The following is a 21,407-nucleotide window of genomic DNA, read 5'->3' on the forward strand; positions in this document are numbered from 1 at the left end:
ACGATCTATGGCCATTGTTAACCTCAGTCGTTTGTCAGTTTCTCTGAGCAATCACATTCCGCCATCGGAAGAGATCTCACCGCGTTCAAAACTCACCTCGACTCTACGGTGTTTGACGGGTGGAAAAGAGAACGAAGTCTGGTAGCACTCTATCATCACGGAACCGCTCTTATTTTGTGTGTTAGCGCCTATAAAATAAGGCTAAATCGGTTCCGTGGTCTAATTTTGATGAAATATTCGGGCTAGGTTTGACCGCGGCGAAGGACGCGGGTTTTTACACTAAACGAAAGAGAAACAATATCGTTATTTAGAGGCCAATGAAGAGATTCAATAATTTGTTGAATCTAAACAATGTCCATAATAGGATGCATCTGTCTATCATTTATATAGCCAATTTGATGATAGCAGTAAGGCCTGCTTTATCTGTAGTACAGCAAGTTAAATATTTAGTTTGTAAATACTTCCACAGGAGAGTAACACATGAAAAGCAAAGATATATCTGCTTTGTATGAAAACGTTGATACACCTGTCATGTCTCAGAATAAGTTGTCCGATCTGTTGCATAACCCTTCCAGTTTGTCTGACAAACTTTTATTCGCTTTAGGCATCAAGAACGCACCGGTTAATATCAAAGAACTGGATAGCTCAAGCCTGGATAACTTGTTGGCCAGTGCAAAATCTCTTGGTTATGAAGTTGAAGTTTTAGCGTAACTGATAATTTGACAGAGGGGGAACCATATATGATTGAAGGCTTAAGGTGGATTGAACGAAAGACATTCAACAACGGAAGTGAACTTTCATATGTGGTTCCTTTTTCCAATATCAGACCAACCAATATTGTATATCATGGACATTCACCGTTTTCTTATCAGCAATATGGCATTCACTTGGGACAGGCAGATGTTCTAACCTTTTTGGGGGATGAATCAAAAAAAATCACTGCTTACTTTATCGACTGCCGTATGGATTCTCCAACATTCAGGCGTAGATATAGTGAAGAATTTTCGCCATCAGAACATCGAACATTGTATGTTCCTCCTGGTGTAGCGCATTCTTTCTCAGGGCTTGAATACGTATATACCATTAATAGTTATCAAATTTTGCTGCCAGCGCCGGATAAAATAGACTCGACAGAATGGACGCCTGAAAATGATATAGTCAATATTCCGATTGACATTGAAGATGGCGATATACCGGCTATTCAGGCCAATACAGAAAAAGCATCATCTCAGCTTTATCAATTGATTTCATCTTATCAGGAAACTCAGATGAGTCATGATAATTTATTGCATCCAGAAGAGCGAAAGGTGACATTGGGTTCTGGCGAGGAACTTAAGTTGATCTTCAGGAAACAATCGGAAAACATGGCCAAACCTGCTCCTGTAGAAGAAGATCTGGGTATTCAAGGCCTGAAAATTAAGCGTTTGAAGAGTGTGAAAACTGGAGAGGAAAGCAAGATCGTCTCTATCGTTGGTGGTTGTCCTTATTATGTTGTCAGCCATCATGGAGACAGTTACAACTTCGACAGTTATGGAATGCACAAAGGCCAGGAAGATCACTTAACCTTCTTGGGCGATAATAAAATTATCAAGGCCTTTTTTGTTGATTGTCGCGAAGGCTCTGAAACGCTGCATAAGAAAATTCAGATCGATATACCCGCTTCACCGGATCACGAATTAATTATTCCTCCAGGTGTCGCTCATGCATTCAACGGCCTGGAAGGTGTATATACGTTTAACAGACCGGTTATATATCTTAATCAACATGAGCATTATGTCCCTGCTCACGATACTCATGAATGGAGTATTCACGAAAAAAATCCGCCTGTGATTAAACCCAATATAATTCCCGCTGATCATGATTTCTATATAGCATTGGCTCAGCGGCAATCCGATGAACTGGAGCAGAGTTCATCCAGCTTGGGGGCACCCAAGGCAATTGAAACAACGGATGAGTTTGGTAATCCGGTACGAGTACTGCTGAGAAAATCTGTCGGTTAATGAGCCAGGAAATTTATAAATGAAGTCGTCAATGCCACCCGTTTTTTTTTATCCCTTATTGATTAGTTTACTTGGTGATCTTGTTGTCAGTCTGTTAGCGCCAATACTCGTTTATCAATATACCCAGAGCCTGTCATTATCTGGATTGGCATACGCAATTGAGTGGTTAATTCGTATTGTGATGGTGCCACTATTTGGTAAGCTGGTTGATGATTCAGGCATAAAAAAAAGTTCGATCCTGTTTGACTGTCTTAAACTCGTTGCTTGCCTGTTTATCGCTCTGATTACGGTTTCCGGAGTGATCCAAAGTGAAGTTTATTTTGCGCTGCTGCTGGCCGTGTTGGGTGGCTTTATCTCGGTTGCCAATGCACAGTTGATCATTATCTATGAAAAGTATATTTCCGAAAATCATGTCTACCGATTAAATATCGAAAGGAATTCGGTTTTTATTACCATTGCTGATCAGTTGGCGATGATTCTCGGCGCATTGATCGTTATTGCATCGTATAAAATGCTGGCAGTGTTGTTCGTTACTGTTATTTTAAGCTATTCGGTGAATCTTTATTTTTTTCTGTTTATCTATAAAGAAGAAACTCCTGATGCTTCAGGTCAGGTTTCTGATTTTGAAGACAACCAAAAACACACCAGTGTGCAGGTAGGCCAACTGTTTTTGATGCTGTTTATTGCGTCCATTTCAGTTAGTGCTTTCTTCTCCAATATCATTGATGGGCTGGTAGAGGCGTCCGGGTCATACGTTATTCAATCAGAAAATGATATGCCGATTGAGCTCTATGCCTTGATTTCTGCCAGCGCCGGTGTGATTGGTTTTATAACTTCATCATTAACGCAGCGGTTATTGTCAATGAATGTGAGGGTCAGAAACATTTATTGTTTTAGTGTTATCCTTGAACTTATATTTGGCTTATTGCTGTTTCACTATTACTACGCGTTTCCTGCCCTGTTGATTTTTTACGCTTTTTGTATCGGTTCCAAAATACCTCGAATTGTTATTATGCGGAAAATGAGAATAGAGTTAATACCTCAGGCGCACTTTGCAAAGCTGTCCTCATTGATTGTTTCCATTAGCCAGTCTGCATTGCCCGTGATTGGCGTATTGATTTTTTACTCTAAGAACAATACGGTTTTCGATATAAGATACCTGGTTCTGTTTAGCTCATTGATTGTTTTTCTGTTTTCTCTAAAAGCGATAAATCTCTATGAGAAACACAGGCAAAAGGTGTCGGTGCTGGAAATGAAAAAGGCATAAAAAAGAATATAAAAAAGGGACACCCATTTTAAAACAAAAAAACAAGGCAAGAATGGTTCGCTTCTATCTTGCTGAGTAAAATCGAATAAATCAGGGTGACTACAGAACCAAACTGTATATAGCTTGTTCCAAAGCAAGCAAAAATATAGTTCTGGCTAACCTTAAGGCGTAGCGGCCGGGCCGCGTTTGTGTAGGCGGTTGTTCCTAGACCTCGTCGATCTGCCCCCAAAAGCAATATGAATCCCTGTGAGGGGGCAAACGCCATACGATCACAGAGGAGTCATATGCATGATGACAGAGCAACTCCCTGATTCTCCTACCGTAGTGAATTCTCTCCAATTAGAGCTGATCCGCCAGGATCTGTGCATCATGATCGCCACGATTAACGGTGGTCAGGCGATTGCGCTGGAACTGGCTGAATCCGACGATGAAACCACCGCCAATATTGCCAGAGCAGCGTACGGATTTTTGGATTATCTGAGCATCAGGATGGATGGTATTTATTCCGACTTGGGAAACCTCAAGTAACCGCAATTCACCTGAATGGGGTCATCAATATGGATTCAAATCGGTTATATGCTGTTGAATCTGATCACTAATATGAGCCGCCGCACAAGGGGCATTCGAGCCGCTGTGGAGGGTGTTAAAAATCGGGGCAATTAGTGGGATAAAGGTTTTGTCCGGAGCCTGAATTGCTGTGTCATAAATGGCCGTGTTATTAGTGCCTGATCAATACTCAAAGACAGTGCGAGGAACGTTAGAACGATCTGTTTGATTGCCGGGTGAATAGTGCGACAATCGGCCACTCCGTAAATGCCCATAATGCTGACATAACATGATACAAGACTGGATGATCACAATCCCGAAGGGGCGCATTTTTCTGAGGGACGACCGAAAAAAGAAAACCTGGCTTGAGACGGTGGATGTATTTTTGCTGAGTCGATACCCAATCACACAGGCAATTTATCAGCGGGTGATGGAGACTAATCCCTCAACGTTTCAGCATCCTGATCATCCGGTGGAAGGTGTTTCGTGGTTGGATGCCATTCAGTTTTGTAATCAACTTTCTACGCGGTCAGGACTCAAGTGCTACTATCAAATTAACGCTGATGGTGAAACGGTTAGCGTGATTCCGGGTTCAGATGGCTATCGCTTGCCGACCGATGCCGAGTGGGAATACGCCTGCCGCGCCAATTCAAGCAATGCGCAATACGGCCCTGTTGATAGCATTGGCTGGTACAGTGGCAATTCCGATCAGTCCACTCACCCGGTCGGGCAAAAAGCGGCCAATGAGTTTGGTCTGTATGACATGCTCGGTAATGTCTGGGAATGGTGCTGGGATGTGTACGATCCGGAGGTGTATGGCGCTTACCGGATTTTCAGAGGCGGTGGTTGGGCGGATGAATCCCGGGGCTGTCTGGCGAGTAACCGGAGAAGGAGCCATCCTACCTATACCATTGATGATCTGGGGTTCAGAGTGGCGAGAGATCTCTAGCGTCCATTACCTGCCTTGCGTTCATCGTATTGATTCTGTGCGACCACAATGTCGCCAATATTGATCTCAATCCAGTTCACCAGTTCTTCAACTCGGCGCGCCACTTCAACGCCGGTCTCGGTCAGTTGATATTCCACATGCGGTGGAATAACCGGATGCGCAATGCGTTTTACAAAGCCATCGTTTTCTAATGCTTGCAAGGTTTGTGACAGCATTTTTTCGCTGACTCCGGTAATTTTTTTACGGAGTTCGCTAAAACGATGGGTGCCACCAAGCAGAGAAAACAGAATCAGAACCCCCCAGCGGCTGGTCACATCCTGTAATACGCCCCGGGAAGGGCATTCTTTGGTCAGTACATCACCTCGCCTGAATTTTTGGGTTAATGAATCCTCCTGGCTTTCTTTGCTGCGTCTGCTCATGCCTCTCTCTCCGTCTAGCCCAGATTAAAATTTCATACTTACCAAAAAGTACGTACTTACAATTAGTTAGTATAAGTGGCAAGCTGTGCAAAATCGAGTTAATTCAGAAGAATAGGAGAAAACCATGATTGCAATTACTGGTGCGACCGGTCAGTTGGGACAATTGGTCATTAAACATCTGCTACAGAGAACCTCTGCAGATAACGTCGTTGCGTTGGCCCGTAACCTGGATAAAGCCAAGGATCTGCAAGATCTTGGAGTGGAAGTTCGTCAGGCGGACTATTCACAACCTGACACTCTCGCTACGGCGTTAAAAGGTGTGACCAAGCTGTTATTGATTTCGTCGAGCGAAGTAGGGCAGCGCGTACCGCAGCACAAACATGTGATTGATGCGGCCAAGCAGGCCGGCGTTGAGCTGGTGGCCTATACCAGCCTGTTGAACGCAGACAGTTCGCCACTGGCGCTGGCAGAAGAGCACATCGCCACCGAAGCCTATTTGAAAGAAGCCGGCGTTCCCCACGTACTGTTACGTAACGGCTGGTATACCGAAAACTATCTGGCCAGTATCGCACCGGCCTTGGCAAACGGTGGATTCATTGGTTGTGCCAAAGATGGAAAAATCAGCTCTGCTACCCGTGAAGATTATGCGGAAGCCGCCGCAGTGGTGTTGACCCTTGATGCACCTCAAGGCGGAAAAGTGTACGAGCTGTCCGGCGATGAAAGTTATACCCTGACTGAGTTGTGCGCGATGATCAGTGAAGAGTCTGGTAAAACCATTCCCTACATCAATATGGAAGAGGCTGAGTTTGCCAAAGCGCTCGAAGGTGCTGGCATACCGGCCCCGTTTGCGGCACTGCTGGCGAACTCTGATACCGGTGTCTCCAAAGGCGGCCTGTTCGATGAGAGTCATACAATCAGTACATTGACGGGTCACCCAACAGCTTCCCTGCGTCAGATGGTCAAAGCTTATTTGTAATCGGGATCAACAGTGCATTGAGGGCCGGCTCAATGCACTGTTGCTGCTGATGCCAGACATAGTTTTTAGGCTACCTAAGGGAACCTCTGAAAAATGGCCTATTTTCGCGCAGGACGTTGTCAGCCCCAGTCTCACATCCTCATTTACGCCCGTAAACTGCGGTGTTGCGAGTGGCGCTTCCTCGCCTGCATCAAAACTATTCCTATTTTTCAGAGGCCCCCTAAGAATACCAGGTATCGGAAACGCCTCAGGCTTGAAAGGTTTCGGCAAAAGATTCCTCTGGCAGGAAAGATCGAGACGGCAGAGGTGAAAATGTTTTTCGATATTGGCTCGGGCTGACCTGCATTTTTTGCCGGAAATGATGCCGCATGGTTGGCATGGTTCCAAATCCGCTTTTCAGCGCCACTTCTTCCAGGCTCATACTCTGATCCGCTTCCAGTAACCGACAGGCGAGATGTAACCTCTCATGTAAGATCCACGCACTCGGAGGCAGGCCCGTTAAGGCTTCAAACCGCCGCTGAAACGTGCGCAGACTCATGCCCGCTTCGTCAGCCAGTTCTTTGACCAACAACTCTTTATGCAGGTTGCGCTGCATGACCTCGATGACAGAGCCGAGTCTTGACGCTTCGTAACCCTTGGGGACCGGTTGTGGTATGAACTGCGATTGTCCGCCTTCGCGATGTGGCGGCATCACAAGGCCTCGAGCAATTGAATTAGCAATTTCGACACCAAAATCCTGCCGGACAATATGCAGGCAAAGATCTATGCCGGCCGCACTGCCGGCGGCTGTCTGGATGTTTCCCAAATCCACGTAGAGCACATCGGCATCGAAGACCACAGCGGGAAAGCGTTCGGCAATGGTTTCGATAAAACGCCAGTGAGTGGTTGCCCGGCGTCCATCCAAAAGCCCGGTATGTGCCAATACCACCACGCCGGAGCACAAGGAAACCAGACGGGCTCTGCGGTGATAAGCCGCCAGGAGCGCATCTGTCACTGCACTCGCAATGGTTGCATCCATATCCGGCCAGCCGGGTATGATGATTAAATCGGCATCATCCAGCGCTTCGAGGCCCTGGCGGATGACGGTCTCAATGCCGCCGCTGGTGCGAACAACTCCAGGGTACTGCGTACACACCCCGAACTGATACCAATCAGAACCGAGTTCAGGGCGAGGCATTCCAAAAACCTCATAGGCAATCCCAAACTCAAACGCCTGAAGTGCGTCTCCAATGAGACACACGACGTTAGGGCCGGCTGTTTGTTTTGTGCTTCGGTCTGGCATGGTGTCGTTCCCCGGAGAAATTAGTGACTGACATCGTGCGGTTAGGTACATCATCGTGTATTCGTATGACCAGCGCGATGGTTATGGTCTTCGTTGAAATGTTTTTCAATATTTGGACCGCGTTGTGTGAAGTGCAATTCGGTTATTCCAGAATACGAAAATGCCGGGTGCCGCCATGCCAAACACCATGGCGGCGACTCCAAGTAGTTGAACAACCGTAAGGGGTTCACCCAGAAAATAATATCCACCTAATGTCGTAATGATGGGAACACTGGGCATAAACAGCGATGCGCGTTGTGGTCCTAACTGATGGACGATGAAGCTGTAAAGAAAAACAGAAGCGGCTCCTGCCAGAACTCCCTGAATAATGGTCTGGCTGATCAATTCTGAGGTTGAAGCCTGAAAAATTCCGGTGTCAGTGGTTGTCAGAAAATAAAGGGCGGGGATACAGGAGGTGATTGAAACAACGGCTGTCCCCAGAATTGCATCTACACCCCAGCGTTTTATCAGAACGCCATACATTGAGAACATGAAGCCTTGTAATACAAACAGCATCGTTCCCTTTAATGAGATGGTTTCAACCAGAAAAGTATTGAAGACAAACAGCAGAATACCCGTAGTAATCGCCAGGGTACTGGTCCAGGAGATCAAGTCCGGTTTTTCTCTTAGCAGCACGAATGACAGTAACAGTGAAAACAATACGATTGAACCCGGACCTACAGCAGCAACGTACCCCGCTGAGGTTAAAGAAATGCCTGTATTGATAACGTAGAGATAAGGAAATCCGGCGAACACGGTGAGTATTAAAATCTTAAATATTCCAAGTGCCTGAAACTTAGATATTCCTTTTCCGAACAAAAAATATGGAAGGTACATCATGCCGGCGACCAGGAAACGGATAATGGTTAAACCTGTTGCTGAAATATCTCCCTGAAGGCTGAACCGTGCTGCCACAAATTGAATGCTATAGATGGAAACAAGCGCAACGCCTGCGGTGGTGACTACTTTTCGATGGATTTCCATAAGTGTCCTGTTTATCTGATGATGAGGTGTCAGGCGTGTGGGCAAAGCGACGCAACACCGGTCTTCATTGTTGGTGACCCAGTCTTGTCGGGCTATTTGGTGTTCGATCCTCTGGCTAGTATCAGCAATTGCCAGATTTCCTGCGAGTGGCGTCAATGACACTTTTCGTAAACAATATGCCAATCTCATGGTTTGACATTCGGTGCATCAGAATGGGCTTTGGGCTTCGTTCTATGAGGAGGAACTATTAACCTGATATAAATACCTGTCGGGCTTGATCGCCGCCGCATAGCAGAGATGTATGCAGCCAGCCGTTTCCGATCCCGAGGTGTCATGATGATTAGCATGATGGCGGTTTTCTGAGCTGATGCATCATAAAGCCATACGATGGTTGAATCGGTTACAAGGATATGTTGTCGCTACTACCGTTCGACCTATACTGGCTTCATGATTCCTGACACTTCCTGTCAGTAGGGTGAGGGATACTCGGCCTGTTATTCACTGACAGGTAATTAAATGATGAAAATGAATTATTTTGTGCTAGGAACAAACAACATGGACGCCGCGACTCAGTTCTACGACTCACTGTTTGAAACCGCCGGGCTTAACAAAGTGGTACCGACAGACAGAATGACATATTGGCTGGGTGAGGATTTTGCATTCGCGGTAGCGATTCCCTTTGATCAAAATCCTGCAACTCATGGGAATGGTACCATGGTGGGGTTTAGTGTCGAAACTCGCGAAGAGGTAAAAAGGCTTTATCATAAAGCGATTGAACTGGGCGGAACCTGTGAAGGTGAGCCTAATCAGAGAGGACCTCGTTTTTCCGCGTATATTAGAGATTTGGATAAAAATAAAATATGTTTTTCGGATTAATGTAACTCATTAGAAATCCGCACATTTATTGATTTTGGCTTTTTGTTTGCGAGTGAGATCTGACACATGGATGATAAAGAAGAGAACGCGTTAAATGACATAAAGGAATATGGGTGTCATGTGCTAAGCATTTTGGAAGAAGATAATTTGCCGGGATTTAGCTACTCTATCGGAATTGAGAAGTCTGAAGGTGAGCCGGAAGTGATTGTTTATGGATTAAAACCGGAAATAAGGCAATACCTGGTAAATGAGTATAATCATCGTATAAAAGCGGGCGAACGATTTATTCCCGGTAGATTCTATTCCGGCTTTTTAGGTGACTTTGACGTTACTTTTATTGAGGTTTCAGAACAACACTATCGTGAACACTTTGGTTGGGCAAACTGGCTGTATCATGGTAATGAATTCAAAGTGCTACAAATGATTTGGCCAACTACGACCGGTGTTTGGCCATGGGACGCAGAGACATCAGACGATTACAACTGGGCACAACCGATTTTAAATGACACTGGTTCTCTGACAAAAATAACATAAGTGACTAAACGCACTGACTTGTTAAAATCAGTGGCCCACATGTTTAGTCGCATGTCACGCACAGTCGGCACTGCGTGATATTAAGCCTGATGGAGATCTATGGAACTCATCGATAAATTACCAAAAATAGAAATTCATTCTGTTGGTGAATTCCGGATGGGTGCAATGGGGTATGGTTTGACGATCCGCACTTCGTATGGAACCTATGATTTTTTGAAGGATGTGCCTGTTTTGATTGGCAGCACTCACTATGAAACAGTTGTTGATATCTCAAATGATGAACGGTACTTCAAAATATTGAGTCCTGATGTGACCTATATACTCGACTCCAAGCACATGAAGGCAAGTATTTATCGCATAGCCGTGCGAGCGGCGATAGAGGGAGATGACGGCCGCTCAGAATCTATTGTGTATTCAGAAGAAAACTGTGTGTTTGGTCAGGAGACGCAGCATATCAATGGATTTCGTGAACATATTTATCTTCAATGCCCTTGGGTTGGACAAGATCAAATATTATCTTTGGTGGGTAAATACCAGGCCTTGAGAGAAAATCAGTTAAAAGCCGCAATACATGCTGTATGAAAGTATGATTCAATAAGCACATATAGTGTCTTCTATTTTGGTACCGCATTCAGGGTACTATGAAGTGTGTTGTCGAGGAGCACAGTTAATGAAATTAAAATATATTTATGCTGTCATTTGTTTGTTTGGGACAATTTTGCCGTTTTTGCAATTTATACCCTGGGTCATTGAAAATGGTTTAGACATTCCTTTGTTTGTTCAGGAATTGTTTTCAACAAGAATTGGTGCTTTTTTCGGCTTGGATGTCATTGTTTCAGCAGTCGCGTTATTTGTTTTCATATACACAGAGAGCAAACGTATTCAGATGCCGTATTTCTGGGTGCCAATGTTGGCTACGTTAAGTGTGGGTGTGTCACTTGGGTTACCATGGTTTCTGTATATGAGGCTGGTTCATCTTGAAAAACGAGCATAAATATAAGCCAGGGAGCGGTTTTGGCGATGTTATTTAAAAAAGGAATAGTTAAGTTGAATAGAAGTTCGTACATTATGGTGACTATAACGTTGCTGCTGTCATTATGGGCACTTGCAGATGTCGTCTCTACCTATATTAAGAGTGGAGTGGTTAATCCAGCATATTTGGTATTTGTCTCTATCGGTCTTTTAGGGGCTGTCGTTTCATATTTTAACGTTAATTACGGCAAATGGCTGGTTTTCACTTTCTATTGTTTGCAAGTTGTTTTTATATATGGAGAACATATGAGATTTGTTTTCCATCCAGGTATAGTACTGTCAATTAATCTGTTAGACGGTAGTGTTGAGAAGATGATGCCAAAGCCAAGAGGTTTTGGTATTAATGTTCTCGGCATTTTTCTGTTAGTTCTTTCTGTCATTTTTGTCAGGAAAAATGACGAAAATAAAGATCCGGAGTGCCAGATCTAAAACCTCTGGAATGTACTGTGGATTTGTATGTGCCCGCTACTTCGAGTTATTTTAAGGAACCTCTGAAAAATGGCCTATTTTCGTGCAGGACGTTGTCAGCCCCAGTCTCACATCCTCATTTACGCCAGTAAACTGCGGTGTTGCGAGTGGCGCTTCCTCGCCTGCATCAAAACTATTCCTATTTCTCAGAGGCCCCTTAAATTCATTGCACAATAAGGCAAAAAAATGGTTGTTCTCAGAGAAATGCGGCAAGAAGAATATCCGGCTTATTGTCAGTATTTTATTGATGATTATAGTCAGGAAATCATGACGAATTACGGGCATTCAAAGGAACAGGCTATTGAACTGGCAAAGAAAGATCTGGCGCACAGTTTTCCAAATGGCCTTGAGGGTAGCGAGCACTCATTGTTGTGCATCGAGGCTGAGGTTGAGGGAACGCTGACACTGTTGGGTTATCTTTGGCATTCGGTCAATAGTGAAGACCGCTCGACATTTATCTATGATTTCTTTATCGCCGGTGAGTATAGAAGCCGTGGTTTTGGTCGACTGGCGATTGCCGAGCTGGAAAAACAGTTACGAGTGTCCGGCATACATCAAATCAAACTGAGAGTGGCGTATCACAACGAACGAGCACTCAAGCTGTACCAGGAAGTTGGTTTTGTCATCACGGGGTTCAATATGGCGAAGACGATATCCGCTTCGTAGCTACAACCCTGAATGATTGGGATACAGTGCTTGGTACTCTTGGCATCAGAGCCAGAACGCGGCTCTGTGGCTCGGTTTGGTCAATATCCGGCAGATGTCCGGCACTGATACAAGCCGTACATCTGTCGTCGTAATAATCTTCAGTCGTCTTCGTTGTTTGCCAGTGTCAGGGTGATTTCATCACCGGCGCGAATAATGGTTGGTTTGTTGGCATCGTGAGCAGGTTCTTGTGCGCTTACGATGGCGTTGTCGTTCACTTCGGTCACTTCGTTTCGTTGTTCATCAATGAACTGTATCTGCAGGTCGAGCTGGTCCAGATGGTCCCGTGCGGTGGCGGCATTGAGCCCAGTTAGCTTGGGCAACAGTCTGAGTTCGTCGGTGCCACTTGGTGCTGGAATTGGCACAATTTTAAAGGTGAGTTTGGCACTGACCTCGGCCTTGTAGTTGTAGCGGTTGGCATAACCCGCATCAACCGGGGCTGCATAGATTTTGGGTTTGATGCCTGGCAGATTGAGCCCTGTACGTGAGAGCAGAGTATTGACCTTACCCTGACCGCTGCTGTTCTGGCTGGTTGCGCTGGTGTTGCCCAGAGTTAAGGCTACTTTGACCTCACCAACGGTTTCGGGCAGTGCATAAAAGGTGGGTTGATAACCAATTTCACGCAGTATCCGCAACGCTTCTTCGCCATCTTCTGCGTACATTTCCAGGGTTTTGGCGAGGGAACCTTCATCCAGTGCCTGCTGGGCATCGGCAACACCCCGGCCCACGGCAGCAATGATGTCTGCCAATGGTGAGGCAACGACATCTTTAACCAGCTTACTTATTTCACTCATATTCTGTTTCTCCAGAGTCCGGTATCGTTCAGGCGATGGCAAACACGACAATAACGGTTTGGTTCAATGCTATTTTGGAGCCCGCTTTTGGCGATTGTGAAATGGCCTGGCCCAGAGTGAGCTGACTGTCGGGGCCGACGGATTTGGTCATGCTTTCAGTTTTCAGGCCGATGGATTTCAGCAGCCGCCGTACTGACGATTCGGTTAGCCCGCTGACATCAGGTAACAAGACCTCTGTGGTTGTCGCAGGCTGGGTGGTTTTCACCAGGTCCAGTGTCATGGTCTGGGCATTGCTGAGCTGGGCGTCGCCATCGGTCAGGCGTGCCAGGGCGATGCTCTGGCCATTAGCACTGATAGAGCCTTTGAGTTGCAGGCTGATGTTTTGAATCTGATAGGGGCGCGTCTGTTGTTGCAGCTTCTGGTTGGCGCTGTCAATCTGGGCGCCAATGTTGCTGGCAATCTGATCAATTGGGGCCTGACGTTTCTCTTCATCGGTGAATACGGCATTTTGCTGTTGAAGTTTGGCTTCGGCAGTTCTTGCCCGGGTAACCTCCTTCTGCAATTGGATAACTTGATTTTGACTGTTTTCCAGCAAGGTTTTTTGTGCCGCCAGATCCTGATCTTTCCGGCTGATGGTGTTTTGTAGGTTGGCCTCAAGACTACGGAATTTGATGAGTTCGGCGTTATAGGTATCTACGGTAATCGGTATGGAGTTGCTATCGAGCGCCAGATTGGCGGTCGCCTTGTCCGCCGTGGTGGTCGTTGGTTTGACCGTGCCGGCAGCGGTAGCGACATTTGTTGTCAGTATGCCGCTGCGGTTGATGGCTGACAGATTGCGCATGAGCATGGCGGTAGATACTTCCGGGCGGTTGGCCTGGCCGCTCAGGGTCATGCTTTGGTTGCTGAACCGGGATTGCGTTGGTGTCAGTCGATAGGCGGTGTCTTCCAGTAATTCAATGTCTCCAAAATCGTAGCTGAGTAACTGGTTCCGGCTGTCGTAGTAAAGATAACAGGCGGTGGCCAGTACTTTCGCTTCGCCCTTGGCTTCACTCAGTCTTAGCACTGGTGATTCATTGCGCGTGAAGGCGATGCGCTTATTGATGATGCCATTGCTGCGGCTGGCTGATTGTGCCAGCTCCGTCCAGGCATTTTTCTGTAGATCAAATACTTCTACGGACACCGCCAGTTTATTCACCGGCTGGTCCTGGCTATTCATGACTCTGGCGTACACTTGAATGGCTTTCATTATTCGTTTCCTGCGGCAACGACGATGCGGCTGATGCGTTGATCAAACTCGGCAGTGATGACGATGCTGGCTTTGGCCGGCAAATTGCTGTCTATGGTCAGTTCGGTAGCCGCCTGTCCCTGTTCATCGGTCACTAATATGGCCTGGGTGAGTCTTGATGTTCCAAGGTTTTTCAGATTGACGCCCTGGGTTTGGGATAGTTGTTGGGATGTCGCAAGATCAAGATTGATTTCCACCTGGGCGTTTTGCAGTATTTCGCCGGCGCTGTTGTGTAAAGACAAGTTAAGCTCATGCTGACGGGCGGCGGTACGGGTGGAACTGAGGGTCAGAACCGGTACCGGCAGACCGTCACCCGCGGGAATGGAAACCAGCCGGCCGGTGAGACTGCTGCTGATTTTCTGGGTGGTATTCTGGCTGCCGCCGATGGGCAGTACTCTGAGTGCGCGCCGGCCACCCGTGGTTTCGACGGTATTCAGGTCGACCTTCAGGTCGAAATCCAGATAGGGCAGGTGGTAGGTCGGCAGTGGCCGACCGAATGCATCAAAAGGTGGTGCTTCGCTCAGTGCCTCCTGTGCTTCACGGACGCCGTTAGCGATTGCCACCAGCAGTTCTTCCAGAGATTCTGCGACAAATTGACTGCTGTCACTCATGCCTCATTTTCCTCTTTTTCTTTTTTGCGTTGCAGGGCGTTCTGGCGTCGGGCTTCATCCCGTTGTGCTTGGATGCGTTGCTCGCGTCTGCGGGCCAGTGCCCGCTCTCGGTTCTGTTGCATGCGTTCAAACAGGTTTCCGGAGCCGCCTGTATCGACATTGAGGCGGCGGCGGGAGCGTTCCACGTAAGGGCCGAAACGGTCCATCGGGCCGCTGATCTGCTGTTCCCGGCGTTGCCAGAAGTTGTCTATTTTGCCCACTGCCTGGTTGGGTGCATCGATCACTTTATTGACTTTTTGCAGGGTTTTATCGGCTTTGAGCAGTTTGTCCATGCCAGTGTCACGCAGAGCCTGACGGTCATCTTCGAGACCTTCTGCAGCCAACTTTTTGTCCAGATCGCGCAACTGTTGCCCGGCAGACTGAACCTGTGATCCGAGGTCCCGCAGTGGTTGGGTGGCATCGCGATAGCGGCGGTTGTATTCGCGCAGTTGTTCACGTTCACGGTCCCGTTGTGACATCCATTGTGCTGCGGGTTGACTGAAGTCCCGCAGACCACTGCGAAGATGCTGCTCCGGGTTATCGTCCAGGGGCGGCTCTGCTGCAGGCGCGCGGGTCAGACGCTGCAATGCCTGTTGTCGAAATTGTTCGCGTTGATCATCCCATTGTCGTTGCTGGGCCTGACGCTGGGCAAAGGTGGGAATCTGAAAACGCTTGGATTCACGGGGATCACTGCTGTCCCCGGAAACCAGGTTGCGCAGGTTGTTTTCCAGTTGCTGCCGTTGTTGCAGTAACTCCTGCATTTTGCCAGATGGCGCGGCAGCGGTGCTGGCCGGTTGATGGGCATCCCTTAATTCAGGTGTTGCTTGTGGCCGGCTTTCGGTGCGCAGGTTTTTCCATGAGTTGCCTGGCATGGGTTAATTGTCCGCCGGCGGTGTACTGGATGCAGTGATCATGGCACGGATACGTTCCTCCAATATGGCCGGTGCCGGGATCGGCACCAGTTTGGTCCGCATTAATGAGCTGCCTTCGGCAGAGTACTGGTACTTCGACGAATAACTGGCACTGACCGAAGAAACCCGCATTGAGGCCGAAGCGGAAAAGAATCCGACTTTGCCTTTGACGCTGGCGTTGACGGTGGTGCTGGAACGTTTGAAGTTGGTTTCCCGGGTCATGGAAATAGACATCTTCAGTTCTATCAGCGTATCAACAAACTGGTAGAACGTTGGGGTAAAACCCAGTTCCAACAGGCTGTACTGATGACCGTCTCCCAGCGGAATCAACATCGTTCGTTCCGGTGTGGAGGGTGGGGTGGGGCTGCCGTCTTCCGGTTCCTGATCCGGTTCATAGCCCGCCATCAGGCGCGCAATTTTCATAGAGACCAGATCCAGTTCATATTGCGCTTCGGCGACGCCAACCCCAAGGGTCTTGATCATCTCCGGGAACGGTACATTGAGTAATTCGGTTCCTACAGACATAAACCATTCCTCACAGGCTATTCGTCGGCTTCCAGTCGCGCGGCTTTGCGTGCAGCTTCATTTTCCATCAGATCCCGAATCCGCTGCTCCAATACCGGTGGTGGCGGTAAGGGGTTCAGCTTGGTACGTAACAGGCTGGCACCTTCGGCTGAATAGGAATACTTAGAGGCGTACGTGGCATCCACTTGAGAGGTGTTCACGGTGGAGTTGTGACCACTGCTGCGGCTGGTGCCCCAAAAACTGCGTTTACGCCTGTAAGAGCTGGATTTGTCCGTTGCTTTTTTCTTGGTGGTACGCGAGTACTCGCTGGTGCGGGTAATTTTAATGGCGATTTTGACTTCGATGATGGTATCGACAAACTGGTAGAACACCGGGGTGAATCCCAGTTCCATCATCGACATCCGGGTGGGGACCCTGATTTCGTCCGTCGCCTGTTTGCCTTCTGCCAGTTTGGTCAGAATATCGCTGAGTTTGATCACGTCGTCCGACAGCGAACCGGTCAGCGCATCATCCACCAGCGCATAGGCCTGTGCTTCCTGGACGGTCATATAGTCGTAACCGAAAAATACCCGGCTGTCATCGAAAGAAACATTGCCTTCTTCGTCATACACCGTGGTAAGGCCGCCCATCATTTCAGCGACATTGATGGAATTTTCATCCAACTGGTATTGTGATTCAGCGATGGCGAATGCCATTTGCCGAATCATATCTCCCATCGGGACGTTGAGTAATTCTTGTCCGATTGCTGCCATCCTGACTTCCTCCTGTTGTGTGCGGAATTACAGTTGTGTGCGGAATTACAGTTATTCGATAGACTGTTCGAAATTGCGTTTTAATATCTGGGTAAATATGTCAGGTGCTGGCAGTGACACCAGTCGTGCGGCGATAGAGCTGGCACCTTCTGTAGAGACTGAAAATTTTCGTGCGTAGCTTACATCCACGGAAGCTGCGGCCATAAACACGCCATAACTGACCCCGACACTGGCTCCCACGGAAACAGATGTTTCGGTTGATTCGGTCATGGTGAAGCTCAGTTTGGCTTCAACGGTTGCTTCGGAAAACGAATAGAAACTGGGCAGAAATCCAAGACTTAGCAGGTTATGGGTTTCGTCACCGATATCGACCTCGGTTTCTGCCATGATTTTTGCCAGCTCCACCGAGTTGGTATCCAGGGCAAACTGGGCCTGGGCGATGGCCAGCCCCAGTTTTTCGATAATCTGCGGCAGCGGTGCCGTGACCAGTGCCCGTGTCACTGCGATGGTTTCAGGCATTAATTATCACTCCCGTCATTTAAGAAATTTTTGATGGTTTCAAGAAATTCCGGCGGTGCGGGAATGGACACCAGACGGGCGGAAATGGAGGAGTTGCCGGTTACATTCATTTCAAACTGACGTGAATAGCGCACATCAAGGGAGGCACCAAAGGCGACCGCCCGGTTACCGCTGTTCTGCTGTGTCATGCTTGAAGAACTGGAACGGGAGAACTGTTCCGAAACCGTAATGCCCTCGGTGCTGGACAAGGCGATATTGCGGCTGGATTGTGTCACCAGCGTTAACTGATATGGATCGCCGTCACGGCTGACGGTTGTCACGTTGGCGGTTGCCGATCCCTGCAGGTGGGCAGCAGCATTGGCGTTAATATCGTCGGCCAGATTTTTCGCGTAGGCTTCGGGAGCATTTTCAGCGTGACCGGCCACAGCAGCGCCACGGAAAGGAAAATCAGTGCCATCGATGGTGACTTTTTTGCCGGCCAGATTCAGCGGTGTGGGTTTGAACAGATAGATAAAACCATTCTCGGAACCCCCTTCACCAATTTTATCCGGACTGACACTTTCCAGATTGGGCCCGCCAGAACGCGCTTTCACAAAGACCCAGTACTCACTACGGCCAACGGTTTTGACTTCAGCTTTGCGGAAATTGGGATTGTCGGTGCCGTCGCTATCGCCGGCATTACGCGCAGTCTGTACGCCACTGGAAGGGGTCACGGTGATGTTTGCGGCCGGGGCTCCGTTGGCGATGAGAATCGATTTAACTTCGTTAGCGCGATTATTACCTAGTTGTACATTGAGGGTGTCGGAACGGCTGCGGTCGCTGGCGTCGTACATTTGAGTATCGGCAAAACCCTCGATGGTTACAGCGAATCCCATGCTGGCCATGGATTGCGCCAGGTTGCGCAGAGCCGGGTACTCGGACGCCGGCACCTCATGGCGCCCGGTTTCAAAATGACTGGTGTGCACCGGAGCATCCGGAGCGACTGATATGGCGTCATAACCGACAGCCTGTACCTGATCGCGTACGTGGGTGGCCTGGGTGGCAAGGTCGCCTTGCGCTGTGGTGCTTGCCGTCACGGGAGCCGGATCGTCATCCAGCTGATAATCGATGGCCGTGGTCTGGCCGACACGAATGATACCGGCATCGAAACCGCCACCGAGAAAAGTAATGGTGTGTGGTGTGGTTTTGACTTCACTGGTGTTGGCGTCGGTGCTGATCGTCAATTCTGAGCCTTCCAGTTGATACAGTACCCGGTCGATACCGGTGGCGTTGTTTGTGGTCAGTGCATTTTGCAGGTTACGGATGCGCTCTGCCGGTGAGGAGCCGCTCAGTTGAAAATTCTCCCCACCGACCACCAGTGCGCCACTGGATGATGAAGTGATGGCGACATTGGCAGTGCGCGTAGATGTCCGGGTGGAGGAACCGCTCTCACTGCTGCTTTGGCTCTCGCTGCTGTTGCTGGAGTTTGAGCTGTTGTCATTGATGGAGCCATTGATATTGAGGCCCAGGCTGAAGTCTTTCTTTACTTTCAGTGACAGTTGCAGGGAGCAGCTGATATCTGCGTGCTGGTAATGATAAAACGCCGGTGACAGGCCCAGATCCAGCAGCGTTTTGCCACCGAGTCCTTCACGGGGTTCAATGAATTCCGCGATTTGCTGAACCGAGTTTTCGTCCAGTGCTTTTTGTGCCTCGGCGATGCCAAGTCCCAGGCTTTTAATGAATTCCGCTACGCTGGCGTCGGCCAGTACCTGTCCAGGGGATAAACCATCGTATTCCGCCATGAGAGCCTCCGTGATATGTTCTTGAAATGTATGTTGGCAGGCCTGGAATTCAGGTGAGTCTGCTAACGTCCGGCATTCAGTCTCAAGCCGTCACTGGGAGCTGTTTTTGGCAGTTTGAGAGAGTCCAGTGAGCGGGCTTTTTGTGGGTTGACCTGATCGCGTCTGACCACAAAATAATGATGTTTTTCCTGCAGCGCCTGTAATCGTGAAACCGTGACTGTCAGGTTCCGCTGTAACCATGACAACAGTTCTTCGCTGAGGGGCAGGACGCCTTTACCACTGATTTCCAGAGCCTTAAGCAGACTGGTGCGGGCGGATGTTTTATCCCCGGCTTTCAGTTCATTGACTGCCTGACGTTCGAGCACGGATGCGTGATCTTTTCGATGCAGCGGGATTTTGGCGCTGATACCTTGATAGTGCTGGTCGGCATTGCGACAGAATTCAATGACTTCCTGATATGACTCGGTTTTTTCCAGACTTTCGAGTACACACTGGGTGTAGTGACGAAAAAATATTTCTGGAGCACGAATCGAAACCGCCATACGAATGGCTTCCTGGTAATGTCGTAATGCTTCTTTATGTTGGTGTTTGAGTGCTAATAATTTGCCATGTTCTGCGATGGAGAGATGTAGGACATGAACGTCACTGTCAACGGAAGATGCGGTTTGAGTGTGCATTATCGGATTAACTCGCTAACGATGCCCAGCTGGTCCATGGCGTTTTGAATCACTCTGGCCTGAATTTCCGGCAATGGAGTGGCAATACGCTGTGGCAGAGGAGCACTCACGGGGGGAATGTCGAAGCTGGTTAGCAGCTCATTCGCTTTTTTCAGCATAGGTGCTTTGATGATGTTCAGTTGCAGCATCTGGAAGGTGATCAGGTCGGCCTGAATGGCAATATCGGCCTGATTAAACTGTTGCAAACAATCAATCATGTCCGCATGCGGAATACTTTCCAACAGCGCAACCGGAGTGGCAGAGAGCACTGTATCCAGAAAATCATCCGGGATATCGGTCAGTCTGGTAATCAGTTGCTTTTGTGTCTGGTTCAACGCTAAACCGGAACGTTGATCGCGAGGGTCGGTCAAGGTCAGGTCATAACGGAGAAAAGCCTGATTGACGATGCGCAACTGAGCATTGGCGCGATGTCGCTGCCATATTTCCAGCAGTTGGTCATGGGGAATATCTGTTGCAATCAGGCCATGTTGATTGATCGTTTGCACACCTTGGGTCTGCAGGTCGTGGTGTAAACGCTGCCTGACCACCGCCGGGCAGTCACCTAAAAAAAGACTGAACAGGCCTTGTTGCTGTGGTTGATCAATAACGTCTACGGTTCCTGCCATATGTGTTTTGAAGGCAGATACGGTGGCCTGGCTGACACTTCCCAAAACGGTACCGGGGGGTGTTAGCAATAATTTTCCAGCTTCCTGCTCGGAGGTGCCAATAAATTCGGCAAGCTTCTGACTGGCGCTAACAAACTGGTTCGCATCGGTCAGATAGACCGCCATCTCAAACAGTTTGGTACAGGCCGGCAAAGGACTGGATTGTTGTTCCATTTTAACTTGATAACCAATACTGCTGAGTAGGTTTACCAGCTGTAAGGCGATGTGGTGTTCAATGGCATCAACCAGGACGGCTGGAGCACGATAAAGGCAACGGATTACATCTGCCGCACTGATACCTAACCCTTTTGCCACAGCAGCAGCGCTGGCGGGAGAAGCGTGACCGATGGATTCAACAACAATCCGATATTTTTCAGTGCTTTCTTGTCCTTGATGCATGAGTTACCTGCCCTTGATACGGACACTGAACGGATGTTACCGAAATGGTAAGCATGATTTTTATTTTTGTTTCAGATAAGACTGGACCTTAATATGAAAATTCACAAGTCCTACTATAGAAGGAGTCATTTTTGCGGGATTGATGCGCGCTTCAGCGCCTTTATTGAGCGCGGACGAAAATGGTTATCATGATTTTTTGAAGTTAGAAAAAGGGCGATCATGTGACCGCCCTGAAAAGAAATTAGGGAACTTCTGAAAAATGGCCTATTTTCGCGCAGGACGTTGTCAGCTCCCGTCTCACATCCTCATTGACACCCGTAAATTACGGTGTTG

Annotated in this window: 25 protein-coding genes; 12 read left to right on the top strand and 13 right to left on the bottom strand. The window is 48.2% G+C overall.

Annotated elements, in window-relative coordinates; all coding sequences use genetic code 11:
• Positions 1–480 precede the first annotated feature (480 nt).
• The 5 genes from ACQY6I_RS09105 (at position 481) to ACQY6I_RS09125 (ending at position 4,762) form a co-directional block, all read left to right on the top strand.
• Complete coding sequence (locus ACQY6I_RS09105) at positions 481–711, top strand: hypothetical protein (RefSeq protein WP_428241168.1); 231 nt, start codon at positions 481–483, stop codon at positions 709–711.
• A gap of 29 nt (positions 712–740) precedes the next feature.
• Positions 741–2,000 carry a dTDP-4-dehydrorhamnose 3,5-epimerase family protein gene (locus ACQY6I_RS09110; protein ID WP_428241169.1) on the top strand — a complete coding sequence of 420 codons (1,260 nt, stop codon included), beginning with the start codon at positions 741–743 and terminating at the stop codon, positions 1,998–2,000.
• A gap of 19 nt (positions 2,001–2,019) precedes the next feature.
• Complete coding sequence (locus ACQY6I_RS09115) at positions 2,020–3,267, top strand: MFS transporter (RefSeq protein WP_428241170.1); 1,248 nt, start codon at positions 2,020–2,022, stop codon at positions 3,265–3,267.
• A gap of 288 nt (positions 3,268–3,555) precedes the next feature.
• Entirely contained in the window at positions 3,556–3,795 is a 240-nt protein-coding gene (locus ACQY6I_RS09120; protein WP_428241171.1) for a hypothetical protein, read from the top strand.
• Positions 3,796–4,102: 307 nt separating this feature from the next.
• Positions 4,103–4,762: a formylglycine-generating enzyme family protein gene (locus tag ACQY6I_RS09125; RefSeq protein ID WP_428241172.1), complete on the top strand. Its 660-nt coding sequence runs from the start codon at positions 4,103–4,105 to the stop codon at positions 4,760–4,762.
• On the opposite strand, the gene ACQY6I_RS09130 is transcribed toward ACQY6I_RS09125, so the two are convergent.
• On the bottom strand, positions 4,759–5,181 hold the full coding sequence (locus tag ACQY6I_RS09130; protein ID WP_428241173.1) for a winged helix-turn-helix transcriptional regulator: 423 nt from the start codon (positions 5,179–5,181) through the stop codon (positions 4,759–4,761). The genes ACQY6I_RS09125 and ACQY6I_RS09130 overlap by 4 nt on opposite strands.
• Positions 5,182–5,305: 124 nt before the next feature.
• Here ACQY6I_RS09130 and ACQY6I_RS09135 point away from each other — a divergent pair, with 124 nt between their 5' ends.
• Positions 5,306–6,157, top strand: a complete 852-nt coding sequence (locus tag ACQY6I_RS09135; protein WP_428241174.1) for an SDR family oxidoreductase — start codon at positions 5,306–5,308, stop codon at positions 6,155–6,157.
• A 247-nt stretch (positions 6,158–6,404) separates the two neighbouring features.
• Here the strand turns inward: ACQY6I_RS09135 and ftrA are convergent, their stop codons facing one another.
• The gene (gene ftrA, locus ACQY6I_RS09140; RefSeq protein WP_428241175.1) at positions 6,405–7,439 is read right to left on the bottom strand and encodes a transcriptional regulator FtrA; all 1,035 of its coding nucleotides are present in this window, start codon (positions 7,437–7,439) and stop codon (positions 6,405–6,407) included.
• Positions 7,440–7,544: 105 nt separating this feature from the next.
• Complete coding sequence (locus ACQY6I_RS09145) at positions 7,545–8,462, bottom strand: DMT family transporter (protein ID WP_428241176.1); 918 nt, start codon at positions 8,460–8,462, stop codon at positions 7,545–7,547.
• Between the two features lie 516 nt (positions 8,463–8,978).
• Here ACQY6I_RS09145 and ACQY6I_RS09150 point away from each other — a divergent pair.
• The 6 genes from ACQY6I_RS09150 (at position 8,979) to ACQY6I_RS09175 (ending at position 12,038) form a co-directional block, all read left to right on the top strand.
• Positions 8,979–9,338 (top strand): VOC family protein, encoded by a 360-nt coding sequence (locus ACQY6I_RS09150; protein ID WP_428241177.1) that lies wholly within the window; start codon positions 8,979–8,981, stop codon positions 9,336–9,338.
• A gap of 66 nt (positions 9,339–9,404) precedes the next feature.
• Positions 9,405–9,872: a DUF4262 domain-containing protein gene (locus tag ACQY6I_RS09155; protein WP_428241178.1), complete on the top strand. Its 468-nt coding sequence runs from the start codon at positions 9,405–9,407 to the stop codon at positions 9,870–9,872.
• Between the two features lie 99 nt (positions 9,873–9,971).
• The gene (locus ACQY6I_RS09160; RefSeq protein ID WP_428241179.1) at positions 9,972–10,454 is read left to right on the top strand and encodes a hypothetical protein; all 483 of its coding nucleotides are present in this window, start codon (positions 9,972–9,974) and stop codon (positions 10,452–10,454) included.
• A gap of 88 nt (positions 10,455–10,542) precedes the next feature.
• The gene (locus ACQY6I_RS09165; RefSeq protein ID WP_428241180.1) at positions 10,543–10,866 is read left to right on the top strand and encodes a DUF2834 domain-containing protein; all 324 of its coding nucleotides are present in this window, start codon (positions 10,543–10,545) and stop codon (positions 10,864–10,866) included.
• A 20-nt stretch (positions 10,867–10,886) separates the two neighbouring features.
• A complete protein-coding gene (locus ACQY6I_RS09170) occupies positions 10,887–11,333 on the top strand; it encodes a hypothetical protein (RefSeq protein ID WP_428241181.1) in 447 nt (148 codons plus the stop codon).
• Positions 11,334–11,558: 225 nt separating this feature from the next.
• Complete coding sequence (locus ACQY6I_RS09175; protein ID WP_428241182.1) at positions 11,559–12,038, top strand: GNAT family N-acetyltransferase; 480 nt, start codon at positions 11,559–11,561, stop codon at positions 12,036–12,038.
• A 140-nt stretch (positions 12,039–12,178) separates the two neighbouring features.
• Here ACQY6I_RS09175 and ACQY6I_RS09180 read toward each other — a convergent pair whose 3' ends face one another.
• From ACQY6I_RS09180 to ACQY6I_RS09225, 10 genes are all read right to left on the bottom strand, one after another.
• A complete protein-coding gene (locus ACQY6I_RS09180; RefSeq protein WP_428241183.1) occupies positions 12,179–12,871 on the bottom strand; it encodes a PASTA domain-containing protein in 693 nt (230 codons plus the stop codon).
• A gap of 28 nt (positions 12,872–12,899) precedes the next feature.
• Positions 12,900–14,117: a PASTA domain-containing protein gene (locus ACQY6I_RS09185; protein WP_428241184.1), complete on the bottom strand. Its 1,218-nt coding sequence runs from the start codon at positions 14,115–14,117 to the stop codon at positions 12,900–12,902.
• Positions 14,117–14,767 carry a hypothetical protein gene (locus ACQY6I_RS09190; RefSeq protein WP_428241185.1) on the bottom strand — a complete coding sequence of 217 codons (651 nt, stop codon included), beginning with the start codon at positions 14,765–14,767 and terminating at the stop codon, positions 14,117–14,119. Before ACQY6I_RS09190 ends, ACQY6I_RS09185 begins: the two co-directional genes overlap by 1 nt.
• The gene (locus ACQY6I_RS09195; RefSeq protein WP_428241186.1) at positions 14,764–15,678 is read right to left on the bottom strand and encodes a hypothetical protein; all 915 of its coding nucleotides are present in this window, start codon (positions 15,676–15,678) and stop codon (positions 14,764–14,766) included. Before ACQY6I_RS09195 ends, ACQY6I_RS09190 begins: the two co-directional genes overlap by 4 nt.
• A 3-nt stretch (positions 15,679–15,681) precedes the next feature.
• Positions 15,682–16,242 (bottom strand): hypothetical protein, encoded by a 561-nt coding sequence (locus tag ACQY6I_RS09200; protein WP_428241187.1) that lies wholly within the window; start codon positions 16,240–16,242, stop codon positions 15,682–15,684.
• 17 nt (positions 16,243–16,259) lie between these two features.
• A complete protein-coding gene (locus ACQY6I_RS09205) occupies positions 16,260–16,994 on the bottom strand; it encodes a hypothetical protein (protein WP_428241188.1) in 735 nt (244 codons plus the stop codon).
• A gap of 51 nt (positions 16,995–17,045) precedes the next feature.
• Positions 17,046–17,513 carry a hypothetical protein gene (locus ACQY6I_RS09210; RefSeq protein WP_428241189.1) on the bottom strand — a complete coding sequence of 156 codons (468 nt, stop codon included), beginning with the start codon at positions 17,511–17,513 and terminating at the stop codon, positions 17,046–17,048.
• Positions 17,513–19,294, bottom strand: a complete 1,782-nt coding sequence (locus ACQY6I_RS09215; RefSeq protein ID WP_428241190.1) for an OmpA family protein — start codon at positions 19,292–19,294, stop codon at positions 17,513–17,515. Before ACQY6I_RS09215 ends, ACQY6I_RS09210 begins: the two co-directional genes overlap by 1 nt.
• A 62-nt stretch (positions 19,295–19,356) precedes the next feature.
• Positions 19,357–19,971: a hypothetical protein gene (locus ACQY6I_RS09220; protein ID WP_428241191.1), complete on the bottom strand. Its 615-nt coding sequence runs from the start codon at positions 19,969–19,971 to the stop codon at positions 19,357–19,359.
• On the bottom strand, positions 19,971–21,074 hold the full coding sequence (locus tag ACQY6I_RS09225) for a hypothetical protein (protein ID WP_428241192.1): 1,104 nt from the start codon (positions 21,072–21,074) through the stop codon (positions 19,971–19,973). The genes ACQY6I_RS09220 and ACQY6I_RS09225 overlap by 1 nt, the downstream gene beginning before the upstream one ends.
• Positions 21,075–21,407 lie beyond the last annotated feature (333 nt).

This window comes from Gynuella sp. (assembly GCF_050297175.1).
Lineage (GTDB): Bacteria > Pseudomonadota > Gammaproteobacteria > Pseudomonadales > Natronospirillaceae > Gynuella.

Excerpts from the sequence above, each read along its gene's own strand:
- ACQY6I_RS09105 (WP_428241168.1), top strand. The coding sequence starts at position 481 with ATGAAAAGCAAAGATATATCTGCTTTGTATGAAAACGTTGATACACCT.
- ACQY6I_RS09110 (WP_428241169.1), top strand. The coding sequence starts at position 741 with ATGATTGAAGGCTTAAGGTGGATTGAACGAAAGACATTCAACAACGGA.
- ACQY6I_RS09115 (WP_428241170.1), top strand. The coding sequence starts at position 2,020 with ATGAAGTCGTCAATGCCACCCGTTTTTTTTTATCCCTTATTGATTAGT.
- ACQY6I_RS09120 (WP_428241171.1), top strand. The coding sequence starts at position 3,556 with ATGATGACAGAGCAACTCCCTGATTCTCCTACCGTAGTGAATTCTCTC.
- ACQY6I_RS09125 (WP_428241172.1), top strand. The coding sequence starts at position 4,103 with ATGATACAAGACTGGATGATCACAATCCCGAAGGGGCGCATTTTTCTG.
- ACQY6I_RS09130 (WP_428241173.1), bottom strand. The coding sequence starts at position 5,181 with ATGAGCAGACGCAGCAAAGAAAGCCAGGAGGATTCATTAACCCAAAAA.
- ACQY6I_RS09135 (WP_428241174.1), top strand. The coding sequence starts at position 5,306 with ATGATTGCAATTACTGGTGCGACCGGTCAGTTGGGACAATTGGTCATT.
- ftrA (WP_428241175.1), bottom strand. The coding sequence starts at position 7,439 with ATGCCAGACCGAAGCACAAAACAAACAGCCGGCCCTAACGTCGTGTGT.
- ACQY6I_RS09145 (WP_428241176.1), bottom strand. The coding sequence starts at position 8,462 with ATGGAAATCCATCGAAAAGTAGTCACCACCGCAGGCGTTGCGCTTGTT.
- ACQY6I_RS09150 (WP_428241177.1), top strand. The coding sequence starts at position 8,979 with ATGATGAAAATGAATTATTTTGTGCTAGGAACAAACAACATGGACGCC.
- ACQY6I_RS09155 (WP_428241178.1), top strand. The coding sequence starts at position 9,405 with ATGGATGATAAAGAAGAGAACGCGTTAAATGACATAAAGGAATATGGG.
- ACQY6I_RS09160 (WP_428241179.1), top strand. The coding sequence starts at position 9,972 with ATGGAACTCATCGATAAATTACCAAAAATAGAAATTCATTCTGTTGGT.
- ACQY6I_RS09165 (WP_428241180.1), top strand. The coding sequence starts at position 10,543 with ATGAAATTAAAATATATTTATGCTGTCATTTGTTTGTTTGGGACAATT.
- ACQY6I_RS09175 (WP_428241182.1), top strand. The coding sequence starts at position 11,559 with ATGGTTGTTCTCAGAGAAATGCGGCAAGAAGAATATCCGGCTTATTGT.
- ACQY6I_RS09180 (WP_428241183.1), bottom strand. The coding sequence starts at position 12,871 with ATGAGTGAAATAAGTAAGCTGGTTAAAGATGTCGTTGCCTCACCATTG.
- ACQY6I_RS09185 (WP_428241184.1), bottom strand. The coding sequence starts at position 14,117 with ATGAAAGCCATTCAAGTGTACGCCAGAGTCATGAATAGCCAGGACCAG.
- ACQY6I_RS09190 (WP_428241185.1), bottom strand. The coding sequence starts at position 14,767 with ATGAGTGACAGCAGTCAATTTGTCGCAGAATCTCTGGAAGAACTGCTG.
- ACQY6I_RS09195 (WP_428241186.1), bottom strand. The coding sequence starts at position 15,678 with ATGCCAGGCAACTCATGGAAAAACCTGCGCACCGAAAGCCGGCCACAA.
- ACQY6I_RS09200 (WP_428241187.1), bottom strand. The coding sequence starts at position 16,242 with ATGTCTGTAGGAACCGAATTACTCAATGTACCGTTCCCGGAGATGATC.
- ACQY6I_RS09205 (WP_428241188.1), bottom strand. The coding sequence starts at position 16,994 with ATGGCAGCAATCGGACAAGAATTACTCAACGTCCCGATGGGAGATATG.
- ACQY6I_RS09210 (WP_428241189.1), bottom strand. The coding sequence starts at position 17,513 with ATGCCTGAAACCATCGCAGTGACACGGGCACTGGTCACGGCACCGCTG.
- ACQY6I_RS09215 (WP_428241190.1), bottom strand. The coding sequence starts at position 19,294 with ATGGCGGAATACGATGGTTTATCCCCTGGACAGGTACTGGCCGACGCC.
- ACQY6I_RS09220 (WP_428241191.1), bottom strand. The coding sequence starts at position 19,971 with ATGCACACTCAAACCGCATCTTCCGTTGACAGTGACGTTCATGTCCTA.
- ACQY6I_RS09225 (WP_428241192.1), bottom strand. The coding sequence starts at position 21,074 with ATGCATCAAGGACAAGAAAGCACTGAAAAATATCGGATTGTTGTTGAA.